General features: G+C 68.7%; 19 protein-coding genes. 9 read left to right on the top strand and 10 right to left on the bottom strand.

What is annotated here, in order from left to right; all coding sequences use genetic code 11:
* Window positions 1-21 precede the first annotated feature (21 nt).
* Window positions 22-870, bottom strand: a complete 849-nt coding sequence (locus FHR73_RS18140; RefSeq protein ID WP_183633085.1) for an ureidoglycolate lyase — start codon at window positions 868-870, stop codon at window positions 22-24.
* Between the two features lie 43 nt (window positions 871-913).
* Complete coding sequence (locus FHR73_RS18135) at window positions 914-1,654, bottom strand: SDR family oxidoreductase (protein WP_183633084.1); 741 nt, start codon at window positions 1,652-1,654, stop codon at window positions 914-916.
* Between the two features lie 151 nt (window positions 1,655-1,805).
* On the opposite strand from FHR73_RS18135, the gene FHR73_RS18130 reads away from it, so the two are divergent.
* The gene (locus FHR73_RS18130) at window positions 1,806-2,570 is read left to right on the top strand and encodes a FadR/GntR family transcriptional regulator (protein WP_183633083.1); all 765 of its coding nucleotides are present in this window, start codon (window positions 1,806-1,808) and stop codon (window positions 2,568-2,570) included.
* Window positions 2,571-3,254: 684 nt separating this feature from the next.
* Complete coding sequence (locus FHR73_RS18125; RefSeq protein ID WP_183633082.1) at window positions 3,255-4,085, top strand: PhzF family phenazine biosynthesis protein; 831 nt, start codon at window positions 3,255-3,257, stop codon at window positions 4,083-4,085.
* A gap of 10 nt (window positions 4,086-4,095) precedes the next feature.
* Here FHR73_RS18125 and FHR73_RS18120 read toward each other — a convergent pair whose 3' ends face one another.
* A complete protein-coding gene (locus tag FHR73_RS18120) occupies window positions 4,096-5,913 on the bottom strand; it encodes an alkaline phosphatase family protein (protein WP_183633081.1) in 1,818 nt (605 codons plus the stop codon).
* A gap of 132 nt (window positions 5,914-6,045) precedes the next feature.
* On the opposite strand from FHR73_RS18120, the gene FHR73_RS18115 reads away from it, so the two are divergent.
* Window positions 6,046-6,828, top strand: coding sequence for an aldolase (locus FHR73_RS18115; RefSeq protein ID WP_183633080.1), 783 nt, complete (start codon window positions 6,046-6,048; stop codon window positions 6,826-6,828).
* Between the two features lie 9 nt (window positions 6,829-6,837).
* Here FHR73_RS18115 and FHR73_RS18110 read toward each other — a convergent pair whose 3' ends face one another.
* Both FHR73_RS18110 and FHR73_RS18105 read right to left on the bottom strand, forming a co-directional pair.
* On the bottom strand, window positions 6,838-7,119 hold the full coding sequence (locus tag FHR73_RS18110) for a hypothetical protein (RefSeq protein ID WP_183633079.1): 282 nt from the start codon (window positions 7,117-7,119) through the stop codon (window positions 6,838-6,840).
* A gap of 371 nt (window positions 7,120-7,490) precedes the next feature.
* The gene (locus FHR73_RS18105) at window positions 7,491-9,578 is read right to left on the bottom strand and encodes a PAS domain-containing protein (protein ID WP_183633078.1); all 2,088 of its coding nucleotides are present in this window, start codon (window positions 9,576-9,578) and stop codon (window positions 7,491-7,493) included.
* Window positions 9,579-9,894: 316 nt separating this feature from the next.
* On the opposite strand from FHR73_RS18105, the gene FHR73_RS18100 reads away from it, so the two are divergent.
* Together FHR73_RS18100 and FHR73_RS18095 are read left to right on the top strand one after the other, a co-directional pair.
* On the top strand, window positions 9,895-11,256 hold the full coding sequence (locus FHR73_RS18100) for an MFS transporter (RefSeq protein ID WP_183633077.1): 1,362 nt from the start codon (window positions 9,895-9,897) through the stop codon (window positions 11,254-11,256).
* 155 nt (window positions 11,257-11,411) lie between these two features.
* Complete coding sequence (locus FHR73_RS18095) at window positions 11,412-12,482, top strand: 2-isopropylmalate synthase (protein WP_183633076.1); 1,071 nt, start codon at window positions 11,412-11,414, stop codon at window positions 12,480-12,482.
* Here the strand turns inward: FHR73_RS18095 and FHR73_RS18090 are convergent.
* Both FHR73_RS18090 and FHR73_RS18085 read right to left on the bottom strand, forming a co-directional pair.
* Window positions 12,463-13,251 carry a helix-turn-helix transcriptional regulator gene (locus tag FHR73_RS18090; protein WP_183633075.1) on the bottom strand — a complete coding sequence of 263 codons (789 nt, stop codon included), beginning with the start codon at window positions 13,249-13,251 and terminating at the stop codon, window positions 12,463-12,465. The genes FHR73_RS18095 and FHR73_RS18090 overlap by 20 nt on opposite strands.
* 4 nt (window positions 13,252-13,255) lie before the next feature.
* Window positions 13,256-13,750, bottom strand: a complete 495-nt coding sequence (locus FHR73_RS18085; protein WP_183633074.1) for a MarR family winged helix-turn-helix transcriptional regulator — start codon at window positions 13,748-13,750, stop codon at window positions 13,256-13,258.
* Window positions 13,751-13,858: 108 nt separating this feature from the next.
* Between FHR73_RS18085 and FHR73_RS18080 the strand changes: the two genes are divergently transcribed.
* Window positions 13,859-15,043 carry an MFS transporter gene (locus FHR73_RS18080; RefSeq protein WP_183633353.1) on the top strand — a complete coding sequence of 395 codons (1,185 nt, stop codon included), beginning with the start codon at window positions 13,859-13,861 and terminating at the stop codon, window positions 15,041-15,043.
* Window positions 15,044-15,053: 10 nt separating this feature from the next.
* Here the strand turns inward: FHR73_RS18080 and FHR73_RS18075 are convergent, their stop codons facing one another.
* Entirely contained in the window at window positions 15,054-16,415 is a 1,362-nt protein-coding gene (locus tag FHR73_RS18075; RefSeq protein ID WP_183633073.1) for an ATP-binding protein, read from the bottom strand.
* Entirely contained in the window at window positions 16,412-17,077 is a 666-nt protein-coding gene (locus FHR73_RS18070) for a response regulator (protein ID WP_183633072.1), read from the bottom strand. Before FHR73_RS18070 ends, FHR73_RS18075 begins: the two co-directional genes overlap by 4 nt.
* A gap of 153 nt (window positions 17,078-17,230) precedes the next feature.
* On the opposite strand from FHR73_RS18070, the gene FHR73_RS18065 reads away from it, so the two are divergent.
* Window positions 17,231-17,497, top strand: coding sequence for a PepSY domain-containing protein (locus FHR73_RS18065; RefSeq protein ID WP_183633071.1), 267 nt, complete (start codon window positions 17,231-17,233; stop codon window positions 17,495-17,497).
* Window positions 17,497-18,045 carry a cytochrome b/b6 domain-containing protein gene (locus FHR73_RS18060; RefSeq protein WP_183633070.1) on the top strand — a complete coding sequence of 183 codons (549 nt, stop codon included), beginning with the start codon at window positions 17,497-17,499 and terminating at the stop codon, window positions 18,043-18,045. The genes FHR73_RS18065 and FHR73_RS18060 overlap by 1 nt, the downstream gene beginning before the upstream one ends.
* Here FHR73_RS18060 and FHR73_RS18055 read toward each other — a convergent pair.
* The gene (locus FHR73_RS18055; RefSeq protein WP_183633069.1) at window positions 18,042-19,010 is read right to left on the bottom strand and encodes a cation diffusion facilitator family transporter; all 969 of its coding nucleotides are present in this window, start codon (window positions 19,008-19,010) and stop codon (window positions 18,042-18,044) included. The genes FHR73_RS18060 and FHR73_RS18055 overlap by 4 nt on opposite strands.
* A 242-nt stretch (window positions 19,011-19,252) precedes the next feature.
* On the opposite strand from FHR73_RS18055, the gene FHR73_RS18050 reads away from it, so the two are divergent.
* On the top strand, window positions 19,253-20,926 hold the full coding sequence (locus tag FHR73_RS18050) for a phosphoethanolamine transferase (protein ID WP_183633068.1): 1,674 nt from the start codon (window positions 19,253-19,255) through the stop codon (window positions 20,924-20,926).
* Window positions 20,927-21,005: the final 79 nt, after the last annotated feature.

Below are 21,005 nucleotides of genomic sequence, written 5' to 3'. Positions count from 1 at the left end.
CTGTGGGTGGGAGGGCCTGCCTCAGTCGGCGGCAACGGTGCGCTGGTGCTGCTCGCCCAGGCCCTGGATGCCCAGGCGCATTTCCTGGCCCGGCTTGAGGTACACCGACTGTGGCTTGACGCCCATGCCCACGCCCGGCGGCGTGCCGGTGGAGATGACGTCACCCGGTTGCAGACTCATGCAGCGGCTGAGGTAGGCGATGATCTGGGCCACCGTGAAGATCATGGTGCGAGTGTTGCCGTTCTGGTAGCGATGGCCGTCCACCTCCAGCCAGAGATCGAGGTTCTGCGGGTCGGCCACCTCGTCGGCGGTCACCAGCCAGGGGCCGAGCGGGCCGAAGGTGTCGAAGCCCTTGCCCTTGTCCCAGGTGCCGCCGCGTTCGAGTTGCCACTCGCGCTCGGAGACGTCGTTGACCACGCAATAGCCGGCTACGTGATCCAGGGCATGGGCCTCGTCGATGTAGCGCCCGGCCTTGCCGATCACCACGCCCAGCTCCACTTCCCAGTCGGTCTTGGTCGAGTCGCGGGGGATCTGCACGGCATCGTTGGGCCCGCAGATGGCGCTGGTCCACTTGTTGAACACCACTGGCTCCTTGGGCACGTCCAGGCCGGACTCGGCGGCGTGGTCGGCGTAGTTGAGGCCGATGCAGATGAACTTGCCGACCCGGCCCACGCAGGGGCCCAGGCGCGGGGTGCCGTCCACCAGCGGCAGGCTGTCCGGGTCCAGCTGGCGCAGCCGGGCCAGGGACTCGGCGCCGAGCGCCTCGCCGGCGAGATCGGCCACCTGGCCGGAGAGATCGCGAAGCCGGCCCTGGGCATCCAGCAGACCGGGTTTTTCCTGGCCCTGGGGGCCGTAGCGCAAGAGTTTCATCGGAGCTCCTATGAGGGGAAAAGGGTGCGGACGAAAAACGGCGTCAGACGCTCCAGCCGCCATCGATCACCTGGGCGGTCCCGGTGACGAAGGCGGCGGCGTCGGAGGCAAGATACAGGGCAAGGGCGGCGATCTCCTCCGGCCGACCCACGCGACCCATCGGCTGGCGGGCGGCGAAGGCGGCCTGCACCTCGGCTTCGCTGCGGCCTTCGCGAGCGGCCTGGTCGGCGATGCGCTGGTGCAGCGAGGGGGAATCCACGGTGCCGGGGCAGATGGCGTTGCAGCGGATGCCCTGGCCGACATAGTCGGCGGCCACCGACTTGGTCAGGCCGATCACCGCCGCCTTGCTGGCGCCATAGGCGCAGCGATTGGCCACGCCCTTGAGGCTGGAGGCGATCGAGGCCATGTTGATGATGCAGCCGCCGCCCTGGGCCAGCATGCCGGGCAGCACGGCGCGGATCATGCGGTACATGGCGGTGGCGTTGAGTTCGAAGGAGAAGCGCCAGGCGTCTTCGTCGCAGTTGAGGATGCTGCCGGCGTGGACGTAGCCGGCGCAGTTGAACAAGACGTCCAGGCTGCCCAGCTCGGTGACCAGCGCGGTCACGGCGGCGGCATCGGTGACGTCGAGCACCCGGGTCTGCAGCCCTTCGAGGCTGTCCAGGGCGGCGGCATTGATGTCGGTGGCGATGACCTCGGCACCGGCGCGGTGGAAGGCGAGGGCGGTGGCCCGGCCGATCCCCTGGCCGGCGGCGGTAACCAGGACGCGTTTGCCTGCATGACTCATGCGAAGACCTCTTGGCTGTTTATTGTTGTGAGTCGCCTGACCGCCAGCGGTCAATGGTCAGGCCATTGGTCCTATTGTTTAGACCCTGCTAGGCTCTCAGGCAAGGATTTTTTCGCGGCAGACTGCGCGACCTGCATGAGACGAGACCGCCATGCCCCTTCAGGTGATTGAAAAACCACGGCTTTACCGGCAGATCGCCGACCAGTTGCGCGCCCTCATCGACGGCAGCGAATATCCGCCGGGCAGTTGCCTGCCCGCCGAGCGCGAACTGGCCAAGCAACTGGGGGTGAGTCGCGCTTCGGTACGCGAGGCGCTGATCGCCCTGGAGGTGATCGGCCTGGTGGACGTGCGCGTCGGCGATGGCGTGCGGGTCTGCGCGCCCAGCGCCCCGCCGCCACCGGACACCCCGGTGCTGGAGCTGGCCGGGCGCGGCCAGTGGGCGGAGATGGATCCGGAGCTGAGCCTGGCGCTGGACCTGGACGCCGAGATCCCGCCCTTCGCCCTGCTGCAGGCGCGCCGCCTGGTGGAGCCGGAAGCCGCCGCCCTGGCCGCAAGCCACGCCAGCGCCAGCGAACTGGCCGGCATCCGCGCGGCCTATGGGCGCAACGTCGAGGACAATCGTCTGGGGTCGACCACCCATCCCGGCGACCGGCTGTTCCATATCCGCATCGCCCAGGCCAGCGGCAATCCGGCCTATGCGCTGCTGTTGCGCCATCTGCTCGGCCATCGCTACGGCAGCATGTTCCAGCTGCTGCAGCGCCGCTACACCCCCGAAGACATGCCCGACCGCTCCCAGCAGGAGCACCTGGCCATCCTCGAAGCCCTGGAAGCCCACGACCCCGAAGCCGCCCGCCAGGCCATGGCCACGCACCTGGACGCGGTGACCCGCATCTTCGCGCGGCCGGCCGTGGAGTGAGGGGGTTGAGGTGCCTCGGTTTTTCCCCCTCTCCCTCTGGGAGAGGGCTGGGGTGAGGGTGCCGTGCCCGCGTTGGGCTTCGCTGCGCTCAGCACCAACCTACGGGTAGGGCGGATTCGTGGACAAGGCTGCGCCGTTGTCCACCCTACGGTGCGGCGCCACCTCTCTGCTCGGAGCTGCTCCCTCTCCCTCTGGGAGAGGGTTGGGGTGAGGGTGGTTGGAGCGCGTTGGGCTTCGCTGCGCTCAGCGCCAACCTACGAGTGTGTGGTGCTTCGTGGACAAGGCTGCGCCGTTGTCCACCCTACGGTGCGGCGCCACCTCTCTGCTCGGAGCTGCCCCCTCTCCCTCGGGGAGAGGGTTGGGGTGAGGGTGCCGTGCCCGCGTTGGGCTTCTCTGCGCTCAACGCCAACCTACGGGTGTGTTGCTTCGTGGATAAGGCTGCGCCGTTGTCCACCCTACGCAGGGCAACAACCCCGCGCGGAACCGCCCCCTCTCCCTCGGGGAGAGGGCTGGGGTGAGGGCGAACCCTGCGACGATGCCGTAGGGTGGAAAACCGCGCAGCGTTTTCCACGCGAATCCCGCGCGCGACGCCCGTCTGTACGGCCCCTTAGCCACCTGGCTGTGGCTGTTCCTGTCGCCTGCCAACCGCTGACAATCGACTCTTTGCCCCAGGAGTCCACCGCCATGTCCCTCGTCTTTCATCAGGTCGATGTCTTCGCCCAGCGCCCCCTGGAGGGCAATGCCCTGGCGGTGGTCTGCGGCGCCGATGCGCTGTCCACCGAGCAGATGGCCGCCCTGGCGCGCTGGACCAACCTGTCGGAAACCACCTTTCTCCTGCAGCCGACCGATCCGGCGGCGGACTACCGGGTGCGCATCTTCACCCCGCAGCGCGAGCTGCCCTTCGCCGGGCATCCGACCCTGGGCAGCTGCCATGTCTGGTTGCGCGAAGGCGGGCGGCCCAAGGGCGGCGAAGTGATCCAGGAATGCGGCGCCGGCCTGGTGTCGATCCGCGCCGCCGGAGAGGAGCTGGCCTTCGCCGCGCCGCCGCTGGTGCGAGGCGGCGCGGTGGAGCCCGAGGTACTGGCGCGCATTGCCCGGGGCACCGGCCTGGCGCCCGCGCGCATCCAGGCCAGCCAGTGGGCCGACAACGGCCCCGGCTGGGTGGCGGTGCTGCTTGAAAGTCGCGAGGAATTGCTGGCGATCCGGCCGGACTATGCCGCCCTGGAAGGCCTCAACGTCGGCCTGATCGCCCCCTGGACGGGCAGCGCGGCCGAGGCGCAATTCGAGGTGCGTGCCCTGATGGGCGAGGAATTCGCCGAAGACCCGGTCACCGGCAGCCTCAATGCCAGCCTGGCGCAGTGGCTGATCCCGGCGGGCCTGGCGCCGGAGCGCTATCTGGCCAGCCAGGGGACGGCGATGGGCCGGCGCGGTCGGGTACGGGTAGCCCGTATCGCCGACCAGATCTGGGTGGGTGGCGCGGTGCAGGACTGCATCCGCGGCACCCTTACCCTCTAGCAGGCGCGGATCACAGCCCGACCGAGCGTCCCTTGAAGCCAGCCGCATCGAAGTAGCGGGTGTCGCCGACGTTCTGGGTCTTGAGTTCGGTGACCAGCCCGCCCGCCGCCGGCGCGGAACGCTGCACCTGGTGGCTGGCCTTGACCGGCTTGCCGCCTTCCAGACTCTCGCCGATCACCCGGCCGACCAGTTGCCCCTTGGCCGGGATCTCCAGGTGCAGCAGGTGTGCCAGGGTCTGGCCGACGTCGGCGTTGCTGACCGGACTCGGGTCGACGAAGCCCTTGCGGAAGTCCGGACCGATCGCCGCCATGAAGTTGTGGGTGTCGCCGCGGCTGAAGCTGCCGTGCATGCCCTGGCCCTGCTGCAGCCCGGTATCGGCCACTTCCACGGCGCAGACGTCGGGCTTGCCGCAGCCGCTGTCATAGGAGCGGAAGTTGACCACGATGGCCGGGTAGGGGGTGAGCGCCGAACCCTTGAGGTTGATCACCGAGAGCGGCAGGGTGCCGGGAATCTTGCCCAGGTCGTCATCGACGAACAGGCCGCTGACGTAGTCCTGCTTGAGCAGCGCCGCGACCACCTTGGGCGCCAGCGCCTTGGCATCGCCCTGTGGGAGATAGACCAGGTCCGAGCCGCCGTTGGCCGCCACCACCACCTCCGGCTTGGCCGGGTCGGGGCCGATCAGGCCATTGGCCTTGCTCGGATGCTGGCCCTGGTCCATCGCCACCGCGGCGCCCTTGGCGTCCGGATCGAGCAGCGGCAATTTCAGCGCGGCGGCGAGATCCAGCGCGAGGAAGCCGGGCGGCAGCTGTCCCTTTGGCACGTCGGGGTAGCTGGCCTTGGCCGCCGGACTGGTCTTGCTCTCCTTGGAGATGGTGGAGAAGCCGTGGTCGGCGCTGACGAAGATGTCGGTGTTGCCGTCCAGGCCCAGCTCCTTCAGCCGGGCGCGCAGGGCGCCGAGGTTGGCGTCGACGTTGCGGATGGCGGCCAGGCTGGTGGGGCCGTTGATGCCCGGGGTGACCTTGCCCAGGCTGTCGCCCTGATTGTGCTGGGTGCCGTCGGGATCGCGCGACCAGAACACCAGCACGAAGGGCTTGCCGCTCGCCTTGAAGCGCGGCAGCAGCACCTGGTTGGTGACGTCGAGGAAGTAGCGCTGCTGCTCGACGTTGGCACTCAGGGTGCCCGGCGTGGTGGCGTTGCCGGCCTTGCCGTTGGCGCCCCGGCTCGGGGCTTCCAGCGGCAGACCGGCCTGTTTCAGGGCGTCCTGCATGGCCGCGCTCAGCGGAATGCCGGTGGGGTGACCGGTGGAATCGTCGACGATCACCGTCTTCTCGCCGTCGCGGGCGGTCACGTCCTGGATGGCCACCGGACCGAGCTTGCCGACGGCGGCGGTGGACAGGCCCGCCTGGCGCGCGGCGGCCAGCAGGGTCTCCTCGTCCAGGTAGTTGCCGGCGAAATGCTCGTCGACGTCGCCCAGCACCTCGTCGTTTTCCAGGAAGGGCGTGACGCTGTTGTTGGCGCCCGGGACCGGGAAGCCGGTGTAGATCGTGTTACCGAAATCCCCGGTATCGCCCAAGTAGTGCCCGGTGGCCATGGCCGAGGCATTGGGCGTGGTGAAGGTCGGGAACAGCGAATGGCTGTTCTGGAAGTTCACACCCTCGCGGCGCAGCTGGGCCAGATTCGGCGCGGTCTGGGCATCGACGATGTTGGCGCGCAGGCCGTCGGGGATGAAGAGGATGACGTTGCGCGCCGGCTCCGCGGCCATGACGGCCGAACTGGCGAGGAGGGCGAGACTGCAGGCACGGGCGAGACGGGTAGGAAGGAACGCCATGGAAGATTCTCTGTACAGGTAGAAAGACAGCAGAGATGTAACAAGGGATTGCTGCAATTTTATGATGACAGCGCCATGACAGGGGGCGGCATCCTTTGTGCAGCGCTCGGGTCCCCATCCAAGGAGCTGCCCATGGCCCACGCCTTCGAGAGCACCACCGCCGCTGCCCGTCACCTTGACCTGGAAACCCCGGCCATCCGCCAGGCCCGCATCGATCTCGCCGCCTGTTTCCGCATGGCCGCCCGACTGGGCCTGGGCGAGGGGATCTGCAATCACTTTTCCTTCGTGGTGCCCGGCCACGATGACCTTTTCCTGGTCAATCCCTATGGCCTGGCCTTCGCCGAGGTCACCGCCTCTTCGCTGCTGATCTGCGACTTCACTGGCGGTGTGGTCGTAGGGGAAGGGGCGCCCGAGGCCACTGCCTTCTATATCCATGCCCAGCTGCACCGGCTCAATCCCGGGGCGCGGGCCGCCTTCCACACCCATATGCCCCACGCCACGGCGCTCTGCCTGCTGGAAGGCGAACCCTTCGTCTGGGCCGGGCAGACCGCGCTGAAATTCTATGACCGCCTGAGCGTGGACGAGGACTACAACGGCCTGGCGCTGGACGCGGCCGAAGGCGAACGCATCGCCCGGGCGGCGGGTGACGCGGCGGTGGTCATGCTGAAGAATCACGGACCGCTGGTGCTGGGGCCGAGCATCGCCGAGGCTTGGGACGATCTCTACTACCTGGAGCGCGCCGCCGAGGTGCAACCCAAGGCCATGGCCAGCGGCCGGCCACTCAAGCCGGTGGCGCCCGCCATCGCGCACGCCGCCTGCCAGCAGATGCTGCAGGGCAATGCCGACAGCGCACGGCTGCACCTGGACAGCGTGAAGCGCCAGCTCCTGCGGCTGGAGCCGGACTACCGGGACTGAAAGAGGCGATCAGCCGCCGCAGCTGCGACGCTGCGGCAAGGCCCGTGGCTGCGGGGTGGAACGCTCCAGCGCGGCGGCCGCGACCGCGGGCAGCTGGGCATCCAGTTGCTCGACCAGGCGCTCGCGCAACTGGCGCTTGAGCGCGCGACTCATGTCCAGCTGACCGTGATGATCCAGCGCCTGGAAGCCCTGCTGGAGGATCTCGATGGACAGCGACTGGACCTTGGCGCCCAGGGGGCAGGCATCGAAGGCGAGCGACTGGGCGTGGGCTGACGGCATCCTGGTGATCATGGCTGTCCCTCCTGGACCAGAGCCCCATCATGCCAGGCCCGGCGGAGAGCGCTGGAGGGGCAAAGCGCGGACGCGTGGACTGCTGCGCATTTTGTCGACGCGAAAAAAAGCCCGGGATCCTCCCGGGCTAAAAGCGCAGATGTCAGCTTCTACGATGCCTTGTCGGCATGGAGGAGAGCTTGCCACCGCCCGGCTTATGGCTGCCTTAACGCCGCTCAGCGAATCAGCGTGGCCAGCAGGGCCATGCAGGCGATGGCGGTAAAGATCAGCAGGAGGTGCAGCAGGGAGAGCTTGTCCATGGGCGAGGGCACGGGTAGCGACGCGGATGGCCGATGATAGCAAAGAGCTACCACCTGTTGCCCGGCCGCAGCTCAGGACGGCTGCAGCATCGCCTGGATCCGTCGCTCCAGCGTATCCAGGGTGAAGGGCTTGGTCAGGATCCGCATGCCGGTGTCGAGATCGCCGTCGCCGATGACATTGGCCTCGGCATAGCCGGTGATGAACAGCACCGGCAACTGCGGCCGCAGCCTGCGCAGGGCATCGGCCAGCTGGCGGCCATTGAGCGCCCCGGGCAGGCCGACGTCGGTCACCAGCAGATCCAGGTGGGTATCAGGCGCGAGCAGGGCCAGGGCAGTGGCGGCATCGGCCGCCTCCAGCACCTGGTAGCCCTGGGCGAGCATGGCATCCACCAGCAGGGTGCGGATGGTCGGTTCGTCGTCCACCACCAGGATGGTCTCGCCCTGGCCGGGCCGGCTGGGTTCGAGCTCGGGATAGACCGGGGCGCTGGCTACCGGTGCCAGGCGATGGCGCGGCAGATAGAGATTTACCCGGGTGCCGGCGCCGGGCGCGGAGTCGATGCGGATCTCGCCACCCGACTGCAGCACGAAGCCGTGCACCATGGACAGCCCCAGGCCGGTGCCCTGACCCAGCGGCTTGGTGGTGAAGAAGGGATCGAAGGCCCTGTCGAGCACCTCGGCGCTCATGCCGCTGCCGGTATCGCCCACGCTCAGGCGCACGTAGTCGCCCGGAGGCAGCGCCTGGCACCCGGCCTGGGCCTCGTCGAGGCGTTCGTTGCTCAGGACGATACGGATGCGGCCGCCGTCGGGCATGGCGTCGCGGGCATTGAGGCAGAGATTGAGCAGGGCGTTTTCCAGCTGCAGGCCGTCGATGTGGGTCAGCCAGAGCCGGGGATCGGCTTCGCGCTCCAAGGCGATCTGCGGGCCGATGCTGCGCTGGATCAGGTCTTCCAGGCCGATCACCAGTTGCTCCAGGGCCACCGGTTGCGGATCCAGGGTCTGGCGGCGGGAAAAGGCCAGCAGCCGGTGGGTCAGGGCGGCGGCGCGCTGGGCGGCGCTGCGGGCGGTGCCGGTGTAGCGCTCCAGGTCCTGCAGGCGGCCCTGGCGCAGGCGCAGGTCGAGCAGCTCCAGCGAACCTAGGATGCCGGTCAGCAGGTTGTTGAAGTCATGGGCGATGCCGCCGGTGAGCTGGCCGACGGCTTCCATCTTCTGCGACTGGCGCAGCGCTTCTTCCATCAGCCGGATGCGTTCCTGCTCGTTGAGGCGCTCGGTGACGTCGTAGGCGAACTCATAGGCGCCGATACAGCGGCCTTCGGCATCGTGCAGGGGGCTGAACTGCAGCTCGTAATGGCGCTGCGTCGAGGCCTCGTCCACCGAGACGATCTCGCGGAAGGTCTCACCCGCGAAGGCACGCTGCCACAGCGGGATGATCACCTCGTACAACTCGGGACGCCGCTTTAGGTTCTCGCTCATGGAGCCGCCGATGTGGGGGCGGACACCCAATACGCGTTCGAAGACATCGGCGCCGGAGCCGTTGATCGCCAGCCAGCGAAAGTCGAAATCCACCACCTGGATCAGGGCCGCGGAGCCGTCCACCACATTGGCCAGGATGCGGTTGGCGGCCAGGGCGGCCTGCACCCGTTCTTCGAGGGTTTCGTTGAGTTGCCGCAAGGCGATTTCGGCGCGCTTGCGTGGGGTGATGTCCTGGAACAGCACGGCGACCTGGCGGCGGCTGGCCGGCTCGATGCGAAAGGCGGTCAGCTCCAGGTAGCGCCCGGTGGCTACCAGTTCCTGCTCGAAGCGGATGGCTTCGCCGGTGCGCAGCACGTGGCCATAGCGATCGAGCCAGGCCTGGGCCTCGTCGCCGACCACCTCGCGCAGCTTCTTGCCGACAATGTTGGCAATGCCGGCATGGGCGGTATAGGCCGGATTCGCCTCGACATGGACGTAGTCGCTCAGCGGTCCATGGGGGCCGTCGATGAATTCGATGATGCAGAAGCCTTCGTCCATGGCGTTGAACAGGAACTGGTAACGCTCGCTGGCCAGGGCGACGGGGCTTTCGGGGAGTGCGGCGCGGGCGTCGAGATGCTGGCGCAGCTGCTGATTGCGCTGCTCCAGCTCGGCAAGGCGCGCCAGCAGGGAAGGGGTGTCGGCGACAGGCACGGCAGGCTCGGCGAGAAGGATGAGGCGACGGCTTCGCTTCAAAGACCGGCATTAGACGGTCCGGGCTGGGAAAGTGCCAGGCGCGTCACAGATTCTTCACGGCGTCGTTTCGGCGCGAGGCGGGATCCTTCACCGGGGCGCGCGCGCCTGCTCCGGTAGCCAGGTCTAGCCTCTGGAGCGTTGTCTGACCACTCTGCTTTGGGTGGATTGACACCTTGGAAAGTCACTCATACGATGTCATATGAATATCTGGTAACAGCTTTCCAACGACCCCGGTTCACGCCGGTCAATAACAACAAGTCAGGAAGCCTATTCGATGACTATCCAGGTCACTCCCGAGACGGAGTCCGCCCTGCGGCCGCAGGTCCCGCCCGTCGCCGCTACCCAACAAGCCTCCCGCATCACCCGCTACCGCTGGCTGATCTGCGCCCTGCTGTTCATCGCCATCGGCATCAACTACATCGACCGCCAGATGATCGGCATCCTCAAGCCCACGCTGCAGGCGGACCTGGGCTGGACGGAGACCGACTACGCCAAGATCGTGTTCTGGTTCCAGTGCGCCTACGCCATCGGCTTCCTGACCTTTGGCCGCATCATCGACAAGGTCGGGGTGCGCATCGGCTACGCTCTGGCCTTCACCATCTGGACCATCGCCAGCATCGGTCACGGCATCGCCCATACCGTCACCCACTTCGTGCTGGTGCGCTTCACCCTCGGCTTCGGCGAGTCCGGCAGCTTCCCGGCCAGCCTCAAGGCGGTGTCGGAATGGTTTCCGCAAAAGGAGCGCGCCCAGGCCACCGGGCTGTTCAACGCCGGCACCGCCATGGGCCCGATCATCACACCTTTGCTGGTTCCGGCCATCACCCTGGCCTGGGGCTGGCGCGCGGCCTTCATCTCCATCGGCATCGTCACCGCCCTGTGGCTGATCGCCTGGCTGCTGATCTATCGCCGCCCCCACGAGCACCCCAAGGTGAGTCGTGAAGAGCTGGCCTACATCCAGGCCGACGATGGCTCCCCGGTGTCGGCCACCCCGACCGCCCCGACCAAGATCTCCTGGTTCAAGCTGCTGACCTTCCGCGAGACCTGGGCCTATGCCGCCGGCAAGTTCCTCACCGATCCGATCTGGTGGCTGTACCTGTTCTGGCTGCCGGACTTCCTCGGCAAGACCTACGGCCTGAATCTGAAATCCTTCGGTCCGCCGCTGATCGCCATCTATATCCTCGCCGACATCGGTTCGGTGATGGGCGGCTGGGGCTCGTCCAAGCAGATGAAGCTCGGCCGCAGCGCCAACCTGGCGCGCAAGACCACCATGCTGCTCTGCGCCCTGGCGGTCGTGCCCATCGTCACCGCCCAGTTCGTCTCCAGCCTGTGGCTGGTGGTCGGCATCATCGGCCTCGCCGCCGCGGCCCACCAGGCCTGGTCGGCCAACCTGATGACCCTGCCGTCGGACCTCTTCCCCAAGGAAGCCGTGGCCTCGGTGATCGGCATCGGCGGTACCGCCGGCGCCATCGGCGGCATGCTGATGACCACCTACAACGGCTACATCCTGGAGATCTTCAAGTCCTACCAGCCGATCTTCATCGTCGCCGGCAGTGCCTACCTGGTGGCCATCGTGGTTATCCATGTGCTCACGCCGCGACTCAAGCCGGTGCCGCTGGAGCGCATCTCGGTGGACTGATCGTCACCCTGCCGAGGCACCCACAGCCGCCGGGTCTTCCCCCGGCGGCTTTTTTTCGCCCGCCGCTGTCCGGATCGCGCAGGGACCTGTCCTGCTCGCGAGCGCAGCGAAGCGGCGGGACGGTCAGACTCCGGGGTCCAGTCCTGGAGTCCCTTATGCTCAAGCAACCCCAGACCAAGTACCCCGCCTTCGCCGCGCCGGCCTTGCCCGATCGCCAATGGCCGAGTCGCCAGCTGACCCAGGCACCGCGCTGGTGCTCAACCGACCTGCGCGATGGCAACCAGGCCCTGATCGAGCCCATGGGGCTGGAGCGCAAGCGGCGCTTCTTCGCCCTGCTGCTGGCCGTGGGTTACCGGGAAATCGAGGTGGCCTTTCCGGCGGCGTCCAAGACCGATTTCGCCTTTGTGCGCGAACTGGTCACCGCGGACGGGCTGCCGGACGATCTCTGGCTGCAGGTGATGACGCCGGCGCGCAGCGAGTTGATCGAGCGCACCTTCGCGGCCCTGGTCGGGGCGCCCCGTGCCATCGTGCATCTCTACAACGCCACCGCGCCGCTGTTTCGCCGGGTGGTGTTCGACCAGGATCGCGCCGCCACCCTGGCCATGGCGGTCGCCGGTACCCAGCGCGTGCGCGCCCTGTGCGACGCCCAGCCGGAGACCGCCTGGACCTATCAGTATTCGCCCGAGACCTTCTGCTTCACCGAGGCGGACTTCGTCCTGGAGATCTGCCAGGCGGTGCGCGAGGCCTGGCAGCCCTCGGCGGAGCGCCCGTTGATCCTCAATCTGCCGGCGACGGTGGAAGTGGCCACGCCCAATGTCTACGCCGATCAGATCGAGGGCTTCATCCGCGGCCTGGGTGCGGCGCCCCACGTGACCATCAGCGTCCATCCGCACAACGACCGGGGCACCGGCGTCGCCTGCGCCGAACTGGCCCAGCTGGCCGGGGCCACGCGGGTGGAGGGCTGTCTGTTCGGCAATGGCGAGCGCACCGGCAACGTCGACCTGGTGACCCTGGCGCTGAATCTCTACAGCCAGGGGATCACGCCGGGGATCGACTTCTCGCGCCTGGAAGAGGTGGCCAGCGTGGTGGAGGCCTGCAACCAGCTGACCATCCATCCGCGCCATCCCTATGGCGGTCGCCTGGCCCTGGCCGCCAATGCCGGGCAGGGCGCGGCCCTGGGGCTCGTCGATCCGGCCGAGCTGGGGCTCAGGGCGCGGCGGGGCTGACCTCTTCGGGCAAGCCCGCCTGGCCGCGATAGGCCGAGGGCGACACTCCCAGCACCTGGCGGAAGCGGGTGGCGAAGGCACTGGGGCTGGCATAGCCGTGGTCCAGGGCGACGTCGACGATGGGGTGGCCGGCGGCCAGGGAGGTCAGGCTGGAATCCAGCCGCGCCCGCTGCAGCCACTGGCCGAAGGTCAGGCCGGTCTCCTTGAGGAACAGCCGGCTCAGGGTGCGCTCGCTGACCGCCAGCCGCGCGGCGGCGCGGGTCAGCGTCCAGCGCTCGCCCGGGTGCTGGCGCAGGTGGCGGCAGAGTTCGGCGAGCGTGGCATCCACCGGCCAGGGCAGGTGCAGTCCGGCGGTGGGCGAGCCCTGCAACTCGTCGAGCATCAGCTGCAGGATATAGCGGGCGCGCCCTTCGGCCGGTCGATCGGCGGGCAGGGGCAGGGCGGCCAGGATGAGTTCCCGCAGCAGCGGCGAGACGGCGATCAGCTGGCAGCGCGTCGGCAGCTCGGCCCGTACCCGCGGATCGACGAACAGGGTGCGCACCTCGACGCGGCCCAGCAGGTGCAGATCGTGCTCTTCGCCGGCGGGTACCCAGACCCCCCGCCCGGGCGGCACCACCCAGCGACCCTGGGCGGTGTTGACGATGACCACGCCGCAGAGGGCATGGATCAGCTGCGCCTGGCGATGGCTATGGGGCGGCACCCGGTCGCCATGGGCGAAGTCCTGGGCCACGGCGTGGAGGCCATTGCACGAGCTGAAGTCGATGAGCATGGCGTCAGGACGGCGCGCGGCCGGCCAGCCATTTGCCCAGCAGGGCATCGAGCTGCCGCTGCTCGGCCTCGCTGAGGGTGGCCAGGGCGCGGCGCTCGTTGTCCACGTGGGCGGCCATCAGGCCATCGATCAGGGCGAAGCCGTTCGCGCTGAGGGCCACCAGGGTACTGCGGCGATCCTCGGGATTCCTGCGTCGCTCGATCAGGCCGGCACGCTCCAGGCGGTCGAGGCGATTGGTCATGCCGCCCGAGGAGATCATGGCCGATTCATAGAGCACGGTCGGACTCAGGGCATAGGGCTCGCCGGCGCGCCTCAGGGTCGCCAGGACGTCGAATTCGCCATAGTGCAGCCGGTGTTCGTCGAAGAAGGGCTGCAGGACATCGCGATTGAGCACCTGGGCCATCTCGCCCAGGCGACCCACCAGGCGCATGGGCAGGGCATCCAGGTCGGGGCGCTCGCGGTGCCACTGATCCACGGCGAATTCGGCGCGATCGGCCATCGGCTTACCTCAGGAATATATCTTGATGTTAAGATACTTCTCATCAAGAGAAATACCGAGTCGTGCTGGAGATTGTCCATGCTTTCCGCGTCATCATCATCCCCGACCATGGCCGCACCACGCCAGGACGCCTTCCTCGCCGTGTTGCTGGTGCTGCTGGTCGGCGTGAATCTCAGACCCATCCTGGCGGCCATCGGTCCGCTGCTGGATAACATCCAGGCGGCCACCGGTCTGGAGGGCAGCGGCGCCGGGGCGCTGACCACCCTGCCCATCGCCGCCATGGGTCTCTGCGCCCTGGGCGGCGCCCGCCTGCAGGCCTGGCTCGGCGAGCGCCGTGGCATCGCCCTCGGCCTGCTGCTGCTGGCCCTGGCCAATGCGCTGCGCTGGAAAGAACCGGGCGGCCTGGGGCTGATCCTCACCGCCGGTCTGGGCGGGGTCGGCATTGCCCTGGTGCAGGCGCTGATCCCCGCCTACATCCGCCGCTGCCATCCGCAGCGCACCAGCACCCTGATGGGTCTCTACACCACCGGCATCATGGGTGGCGCGGCCGTGGCGGCGGCGACCGCCGCGCCCCTGGCCGAGCAGTGGGGCTGGGCCCAGGGCCTGGCGCTCTGGACCCTGCCGGTGCTGCTGGCGCTCGGCGTCTGGCTGGCCCTGGCCCGTCCGGACGCGCCGGTGCAGCACGCGGCACCCCGCGCGCAACCCTGGCGGCAGCGCCAGGCCTGGCTGCTGCTGGCCTTCTTCGGCATCGGTACCGCCGCCTACACCCTGGTGCTGGCGTGGCTGCCGCCGTACTACACCGGCCTCGGCTGGCCACCGGCCGACAGCGGCCTGCTGCTGGGCGGCGTGAGTCTCGCCGAGGTCAGCGCCGGCCTCCTGCTGTCGGCGACCATCGCCCGCCTGCGCAACCGCCGGCCGCTGGTGTTGGGGGTACTCGGCGTGGTGCTGGTGGGGCTGCTGTGCCTGGCGCTGGCGCCGCTGCCATTGGCGGTGCCGACCGCCATCCTGCTCGGCCTGGGCATCGGCGCACTGTTTCCGCTGTCGCTGATCCTGGCGATGGACCAGGTGCGCGATCCCGCCGACGCCGGCGCGCTGCTCGGTTTCGTCCAGGGCGGTGGCTATCTGATCGCCAGCCTGGCGCCGCTGGCCGCCGGCATCCTGCGCGACTACCTGGACAGCCTGGCCAACGCCTGGCTGCTGATGGCGGTGGGCGTGGTGGTGCTGATGGGCCTCGGCCTGCGCCTGACCCGCCCGGAGCGCCCGGTCGTGGCGCGCGGCTGCCAGCAGGCCTAGCTGTTTGAACCTAGCCCGCGCGCGGCAGGCGCAACTCCACGCAAAAGCCGCCCCGCGCCCTATTGCTGAAGCTCAGGGCACCGCCCAGGCGGCGGGTGATGGTCTCGACGATGGCCAGCCCCAGCCCGGCGCCCTGGGGGTTGCCGGCGCTGTAGAAGCGATCGCACAGCCGCGCTAGCTCGGCTTCGTCCACCCCGGGGCCGCGATCCTCCACCCGCAGCAGCACGCCCTGGTCCTGGCTGGCCTCGATGCCGACTTCCACCGTGCTGCCGGCGGGGGCGAAGGCCAGGGCATTGGTCACCAGATTCTGCAGGGCGATGGCGATGGCGTCCGGATCGCCCAGCACCGGCGGTCCGGCCTGGGCCGCCAGCACCAGCTCCACCTGCTGCCTGAGCGCCAGCGGCGTCAATTCCGCCAGTTCTTCCCGGACCAGGGGTTCCAGCGCCAGCGGCTGGACCTGGGTGGCGCCGGGTTCCAGCCGCGCCAGGGTCAGCAACTGGCTGGCCAGGCGGGTGGCCCGGCTGACGCCCTGGCGCAGATAGCCCAGGGCTTCGTCGCGCTCCGCGGCCGTCTCGGCGCGCTGGGCGTTCTGCGCATGCAGATCGAGGATCGCCAGCGGCGTACGCAATTCGTGGGCGGCGTCGGCGATGAAGCGCCGCTCGCGATCGAGCAGGGCGCGCAACTGGGCGAGCTGGTGATCCAGGGCGCCGCGCATGGGTTGCAACTCCGGCGGCAGCGGACCGGCCGGCAGCGGCGCCAGGCTGTGCGGATCGCGCTCGCGCAGTCCGCGGGCGAAATCCTGCAGCGGTCGCAGCCCCCAGCCCAGCAGCAGCCAGAGCACCCCGACCAGCAGCGGCAGGCCCACCAGGGTCGGCCAGAGGGTATGGCTGACGATGCGCTGGATCAGGTCCTGGCGCAGGTCTTCGCGCTCGCCGACCCAGATGCGCAGGCCGCCCTCGGCGGTGCGCACCAGCATCCCGCACCATTCGCGCCCGTTCTCGAACACCTCGTGCAGGCCCTCCGGCGGCACCTCGGCCAGCTGCGGTGCATTACCGGAACGGGCCAGCAGCCGGCCGTCGGCGGTCCAGATCTGGAAGGTCAGCTGATTCTCGTAGGGGTGCGCCGGCACGCTGCCGGGAACGGGTTGCATGGCGCGATCGAACACCCGGATCAGCGCCGGCCAGCTGGCTGCCGCCGGCGTGCCGGCCTGCAGCAGGCCTTCCAGCAGGCGCGCGCCCTGGACCAGCTGGGCGTCGTAGATGCCCTCGATCTCGCGATGGCTGTCGCGCAGCGCCAGCAGCGCGAGGGCCAGACTGCCGGCCAGCACCAGGGCCAGGGTGGGGGCGAGGATGCGGGTCCGGATGGCGATCATGGCTGACGCTCCAGCAGATAGCCCACCCCGCGCACGGTACGGATCAGGCCGCTGTCGAGTTTCTTGCGCAGGTTGTGGATGAGCACTTCCAGGGTGTTGCCCGAAGCGGCTTCCTGCCAGCCATAGAGGGCGTTGCTCAGGCGCTCGCGGGTGATGACGGCGCCCGGTCGCAGCAGCAGCTGGTGCAGCAGCTGGTATTCCATGGGCGTCACCACCACCTCGGCGCCGCGGTAGTGCACCACCTGGCTGGCCGGATCGAGGCTGATGCCGGCGTGCTCCAGCAGCGGTTGCGCGCGGCCACAGCTGCGGCGGATCAGGGCGCGCAGGCGCGCCTTGAGTTCGTCCAGGTCGCAGGGCTTGACCAGGTAGTCGTCGGCGCCGGCATCCAGGCCCTGGATGCGATCGGCCTTGGCGTCGCGGGAGGTGAGCACCAGCACCGGCACCTGGCCGTCCGGCTGGCTGCGCAGGCGGCGCAGCAGGTCGAGGCCGTCGAGGCGCGGCAGGCCCAGGTCGAGCAGCACCAGGTCGAAGCGCTCGGCGGCCAGGGCATGCTCGGCGGCCAGGCCGTCGGCCACCCAGTCCAGGGTATAGCCCTCGCCGCGCAGGGCCATGCGGATGCCCTGGGCCAGGGCCGCATCGTCTTCCACCAGCAGTACCCGCACGGCCGTGCTCCTCGTTCTGCAATGCCGTCAGGCCGCCATCATCGCTGGCGTCCTGGCGCAGCGGCAGGGGCAACTGTTACCGGGCGTTGCATCCTAAGACTGCATTAAGCTTCGCCGTCGAGTCTGGCCACTCCAATCACGAGGAGTGTCGCCATGCGCCGCCTGTTGCTGCCGTTGCGGTTCGCAAGTCCCCTGGCCCTCGCCGCCGAACCCCAGTGCACCCAGGCGGACAAGTCCACCTGGCAGGACGCCGAGAAATTCCAGGCGCAGCTGCGCGACCAGGGTTACGAGATCAAGAAGTTCAAGATCACCAAGGGCAACTGCTACGAGATCTATGGCTTCGACAAGGACCGGCGCAAGGTCGAGATCTATCACGACCCGGTGAGCGGCAAGGCGGTCAAGAGCGAGATCGACAGCTGATGAAGACGGCGACCGTGCGGCTCTGGGATCCCCTGGTACGGCTGTTCCACCTGTCGGTCGCCGCCGCCTTCTTCGCCAACTATTTCTTCAACGAGAAGGGCGCCTTCTGGCACCGCTGGATCGGCTACTACGCCAGTGCCTGGCTGCTGGTACGCCTGGTCTGGGGTTTCGTCGGCCCGCGCAGCGCGCGCTGGAGCGACTGCTGGCCGACCCGCGCCCGACTGGGCGCCCAGCTGCGTGATCTCTGCCAGGGGCGGCCCCATCATCGCCTCGGCCATTCGCCGCTGGGTGCCCTGGTGATGCTGCTGATGATGGCCGCCATCGGCGGCCTGGGCGTCACCGGCTTCCTCATGCGCGAGGTGGATGCCCTCTGGGGCGCCGACTGGCCCGGAGACCTGCACGCCTGCTTCGCCAACGGCCTGCTGGCGCTGGTCTGCCTGCATGCCGTGGCCGCCGTGGTGGAAAGCCTGAGGGTGGGCGACAACCTGCCGCTGTCGATGCTGACCGGTCGCCGCCGCCCGCTGGATGAGTCTTCCCCGCGCTACTAGGCGCAGTGCCCGTCGAGGGTGCCGGGCGGATCCACCTGTACCGTCACGTGCTGCAGGCCATGGCGACTGCGCAGCAGCTCGCCCACCAGGGTCGGCAGGCGCAGGGGATCGCTGCCCGGCGCCGGGGTGATGTGCAGGGTGGCGATGCGGGTTTCATCGGTCAGCGTCCAGACGTGCAGATGGCCCACCTCGGCCACCTCCGGCAGGGCGCGGACCGCCGCCGTGGCACCGGCCGTGTCGAATTCCCGCGGCGCGGCCTGCAAGAGCACCGCGCCTGCATCGCGCACCAGGGTCCAGGCCGATTTGACGATCAGCAGGGCGACCAGGATCGACAGCGCCGGGTCCAGCCAGGTCCAGCCGGTCCAGAGGATGCCCAGGGCGGCGACGATGGCGCCCACCGAGCCCAGCAGGTCGCCGGCCACATGCAGCAGGGCACCGCGCAGGTTGCTGTCGTCCTTGTGCCCGCTGTTGAGCACCACGAAGCCGACGATATTGACCACCAGGCCGATCACCGCCACCACCAGCATCGGGCCGGACAGCACCTCGGTGGGCTCGCGCAGCCGCATGATGGCTTCCCAGCCGATCCACAGGACCAGCAGCAGCAGGGCGACGCCATTGGTCAGGGCGGCGAGGATGCGCACCCGGTGGAAGCCATAGGTGAAGCGCGCATTGGCCGCCTTGGCCGCCACCCGGTAGGCCACCAGCGCCAGCAGCAGGGCCGCGGCGTCCGAGACCATATGGCCGGAATCGGCGATCAGCGCCAGGGAGCCGGACCACCAGCCGCCCACGGCCTGGACGATGGCGTAGCCAAAGGTCAGGACGAAGACCAGCTTGAGCTTGCGCTCGTTGGCGGCGGTCACCCGCGGGGCGTGGGAATGACCATGGCCATGGTCGTGGCCATGCTGATGATCGTGGTCGTGGTCGTGGTCGTGGTCGTGGTCGTGGTGAGAGGTGGAGCCACTCATCTACAGGTCTCCGGAGCATTGAGGAAGCAGTGGGCACGGGCCCTTCTCTGACCATCCTGAAGCCTGAAGTGACTTCAGGGTCAAGCCGGTCGGCTTGCGTCTGACCCTTTGGTCATCTGTTACCGCGCATGAGTCGCTAAGACTTCATTAAGGTTCGCCCCTCAGGGTAGCGGCTTCCCGTCGCTGGAGCCCGCCATGCCCGCTTGCCTTTGCCGTCCCTCGCGCATGCGCAGGGCACCCTGATGCTGCTCGCAGCCTTCTCCCGTCCCCGCGCCTCGGGCTGGCGGCCCTGGCGCAATCTGCTGCTGCTGAGCAGTCTGAGTTGCCTGCTGTTGCTGGCCGACGATTTCCTGCAGCAAGGCTTCACGGCAAACAACCGCGCCGAGCTGGAGGCGGGCTATGTGGCCGCGCTCTGGGTGTTCAGCCTGGCGCTCTGGCTGAGCAATCTGCCGCGCCTGGCGGCGGTCATCCTGCTGGGGTTCGCGCTGATGCAGCTGCTGCAGCTGGGCAACCTGAGCTTCTTCGGCGAACCACTCAGCGCCATCGACATCCAGGCCCTGCTGGGCGATACCGCCGAAGTGCGCCAGACGCTGTGGCTCAGTCTGCCCGAACACTGGACGGTGCTGCTGTGCGTGGGACTGCCCTATGGACTGCTGATCGCCCTGCATCTCCAGTTGCCAGGCCGGATACCGCTGCCGGCCAGTCGCTGGGCGCTGATCCTGATCGCCGCGGTGCTGCTGTCCAAACCCTATCGCGCCACCTACCGCAATCTCGATGCCTTCGTGCCGAGTCCCGCGCGCAGCGGGCTGCACAACAGCCTCAACGCCTTTTCCGCCTGGGCGGTGCGCCTGGCCGGGCGTGACGATGTCGTCCTGCCGCCCACCGCCTATGCGCCCTATGGACTGGCCCAGGTGCCCAGCAGTGCGCGACACGTCTGGCTGGTGGTGGCCGATTCCCTGCGCAGCGACCGCCTGGGGGCCTTTGGCTATGCGCGCAATACCACCCCTAGGTTGTCGGCCTATCTGGCGGGCAATCCCCAGACGCTGATCCGGCCGGGGGTGGCGGCAGGGGTGGCCACCGACGTGAGCCTGCCCTACCTGCTCAATCCGATCCGCGAACCGGGCCAGGACGGACGCCTGCGCAGTGGCGAGATCAATCTGTTCCGCTTCGCCCAGGCCGCCGGCTTTCGCACCCACTGGCTGTCCTCCCAGGAATCCAAGTTGCTGGCGCACCTGGGCAGTCGCCACCTGGACGTCGCCATCACCCGCGAGGACCATCCATTGCGCTTCCTGCAGCGCCAGGATCGCGCCCTGCTGGAGATCCTCGACGAGCAGCAGTGGGCGCCGCGCAACTTCGTGGTGCTCAACCTGCGCACCGCGCACCTGCCCTATGCGCAGAACTACCGGCACGAGAGCACCCCGGCGCCCTGGCCGGATAGCGGGACCGAGGGCCAGGCCAACGCCTATGACAATTCCCTGCACTATCTCGACGGCCTGCTCGCCGAGATCCTCGCCGACTTCGACCGCCTGGACGGCGAGCGCTATCTGATCATCACCGGCGATCACGGCCAGCGGCTAGGGGAGGGCGGTCACTGGGGCCATAACGACCTGGTGCCCGAGGTCAGCGACGTACCGGTGATCGTGGTGGCGCGGGACGCACCGCCCCAACCCCTGGCCGAGCTGCAGGGTGAGCGCTGGATCAGCCACTACGAGGCCGGCAGCTGGCTGGCGGAGCGCCTGGGGACCCGCATCGACAATCCCAATCGCCGCCCCGACGAGTACTTCGTCCATGGCAAGCTCCTGTTCAGCGACAATTTCGTGCAGCGCGTCTGCGAATCGCCCACCGGCCTCGTGCATCAGCCGCCGCAGCAGCTGAGCACCTTGCTGCTGGATACCTCGGCGGCGCCCTGCGGCTAGTCCCGCGGCCGTCTTACCCTTGGCTCCGGGGCGCCGCTACACTGCCGACGCCTCTTCACCTCAGTCGCAGGATCCCGTC

The sequence above is a fragment of the Pseudomonas sp. AS2.8 genome (assembly GCF_014190935.1).
Classification (GTDB): domain Bacteria; phylum Pseudomonadota; class Gammaproteobacteria; order Pseudomonadales; family Pseudomonadaceae; genus Chryseomonas.
This window is presented reverse-complemented; position numbering and strand designations above follow the sequence as displayed.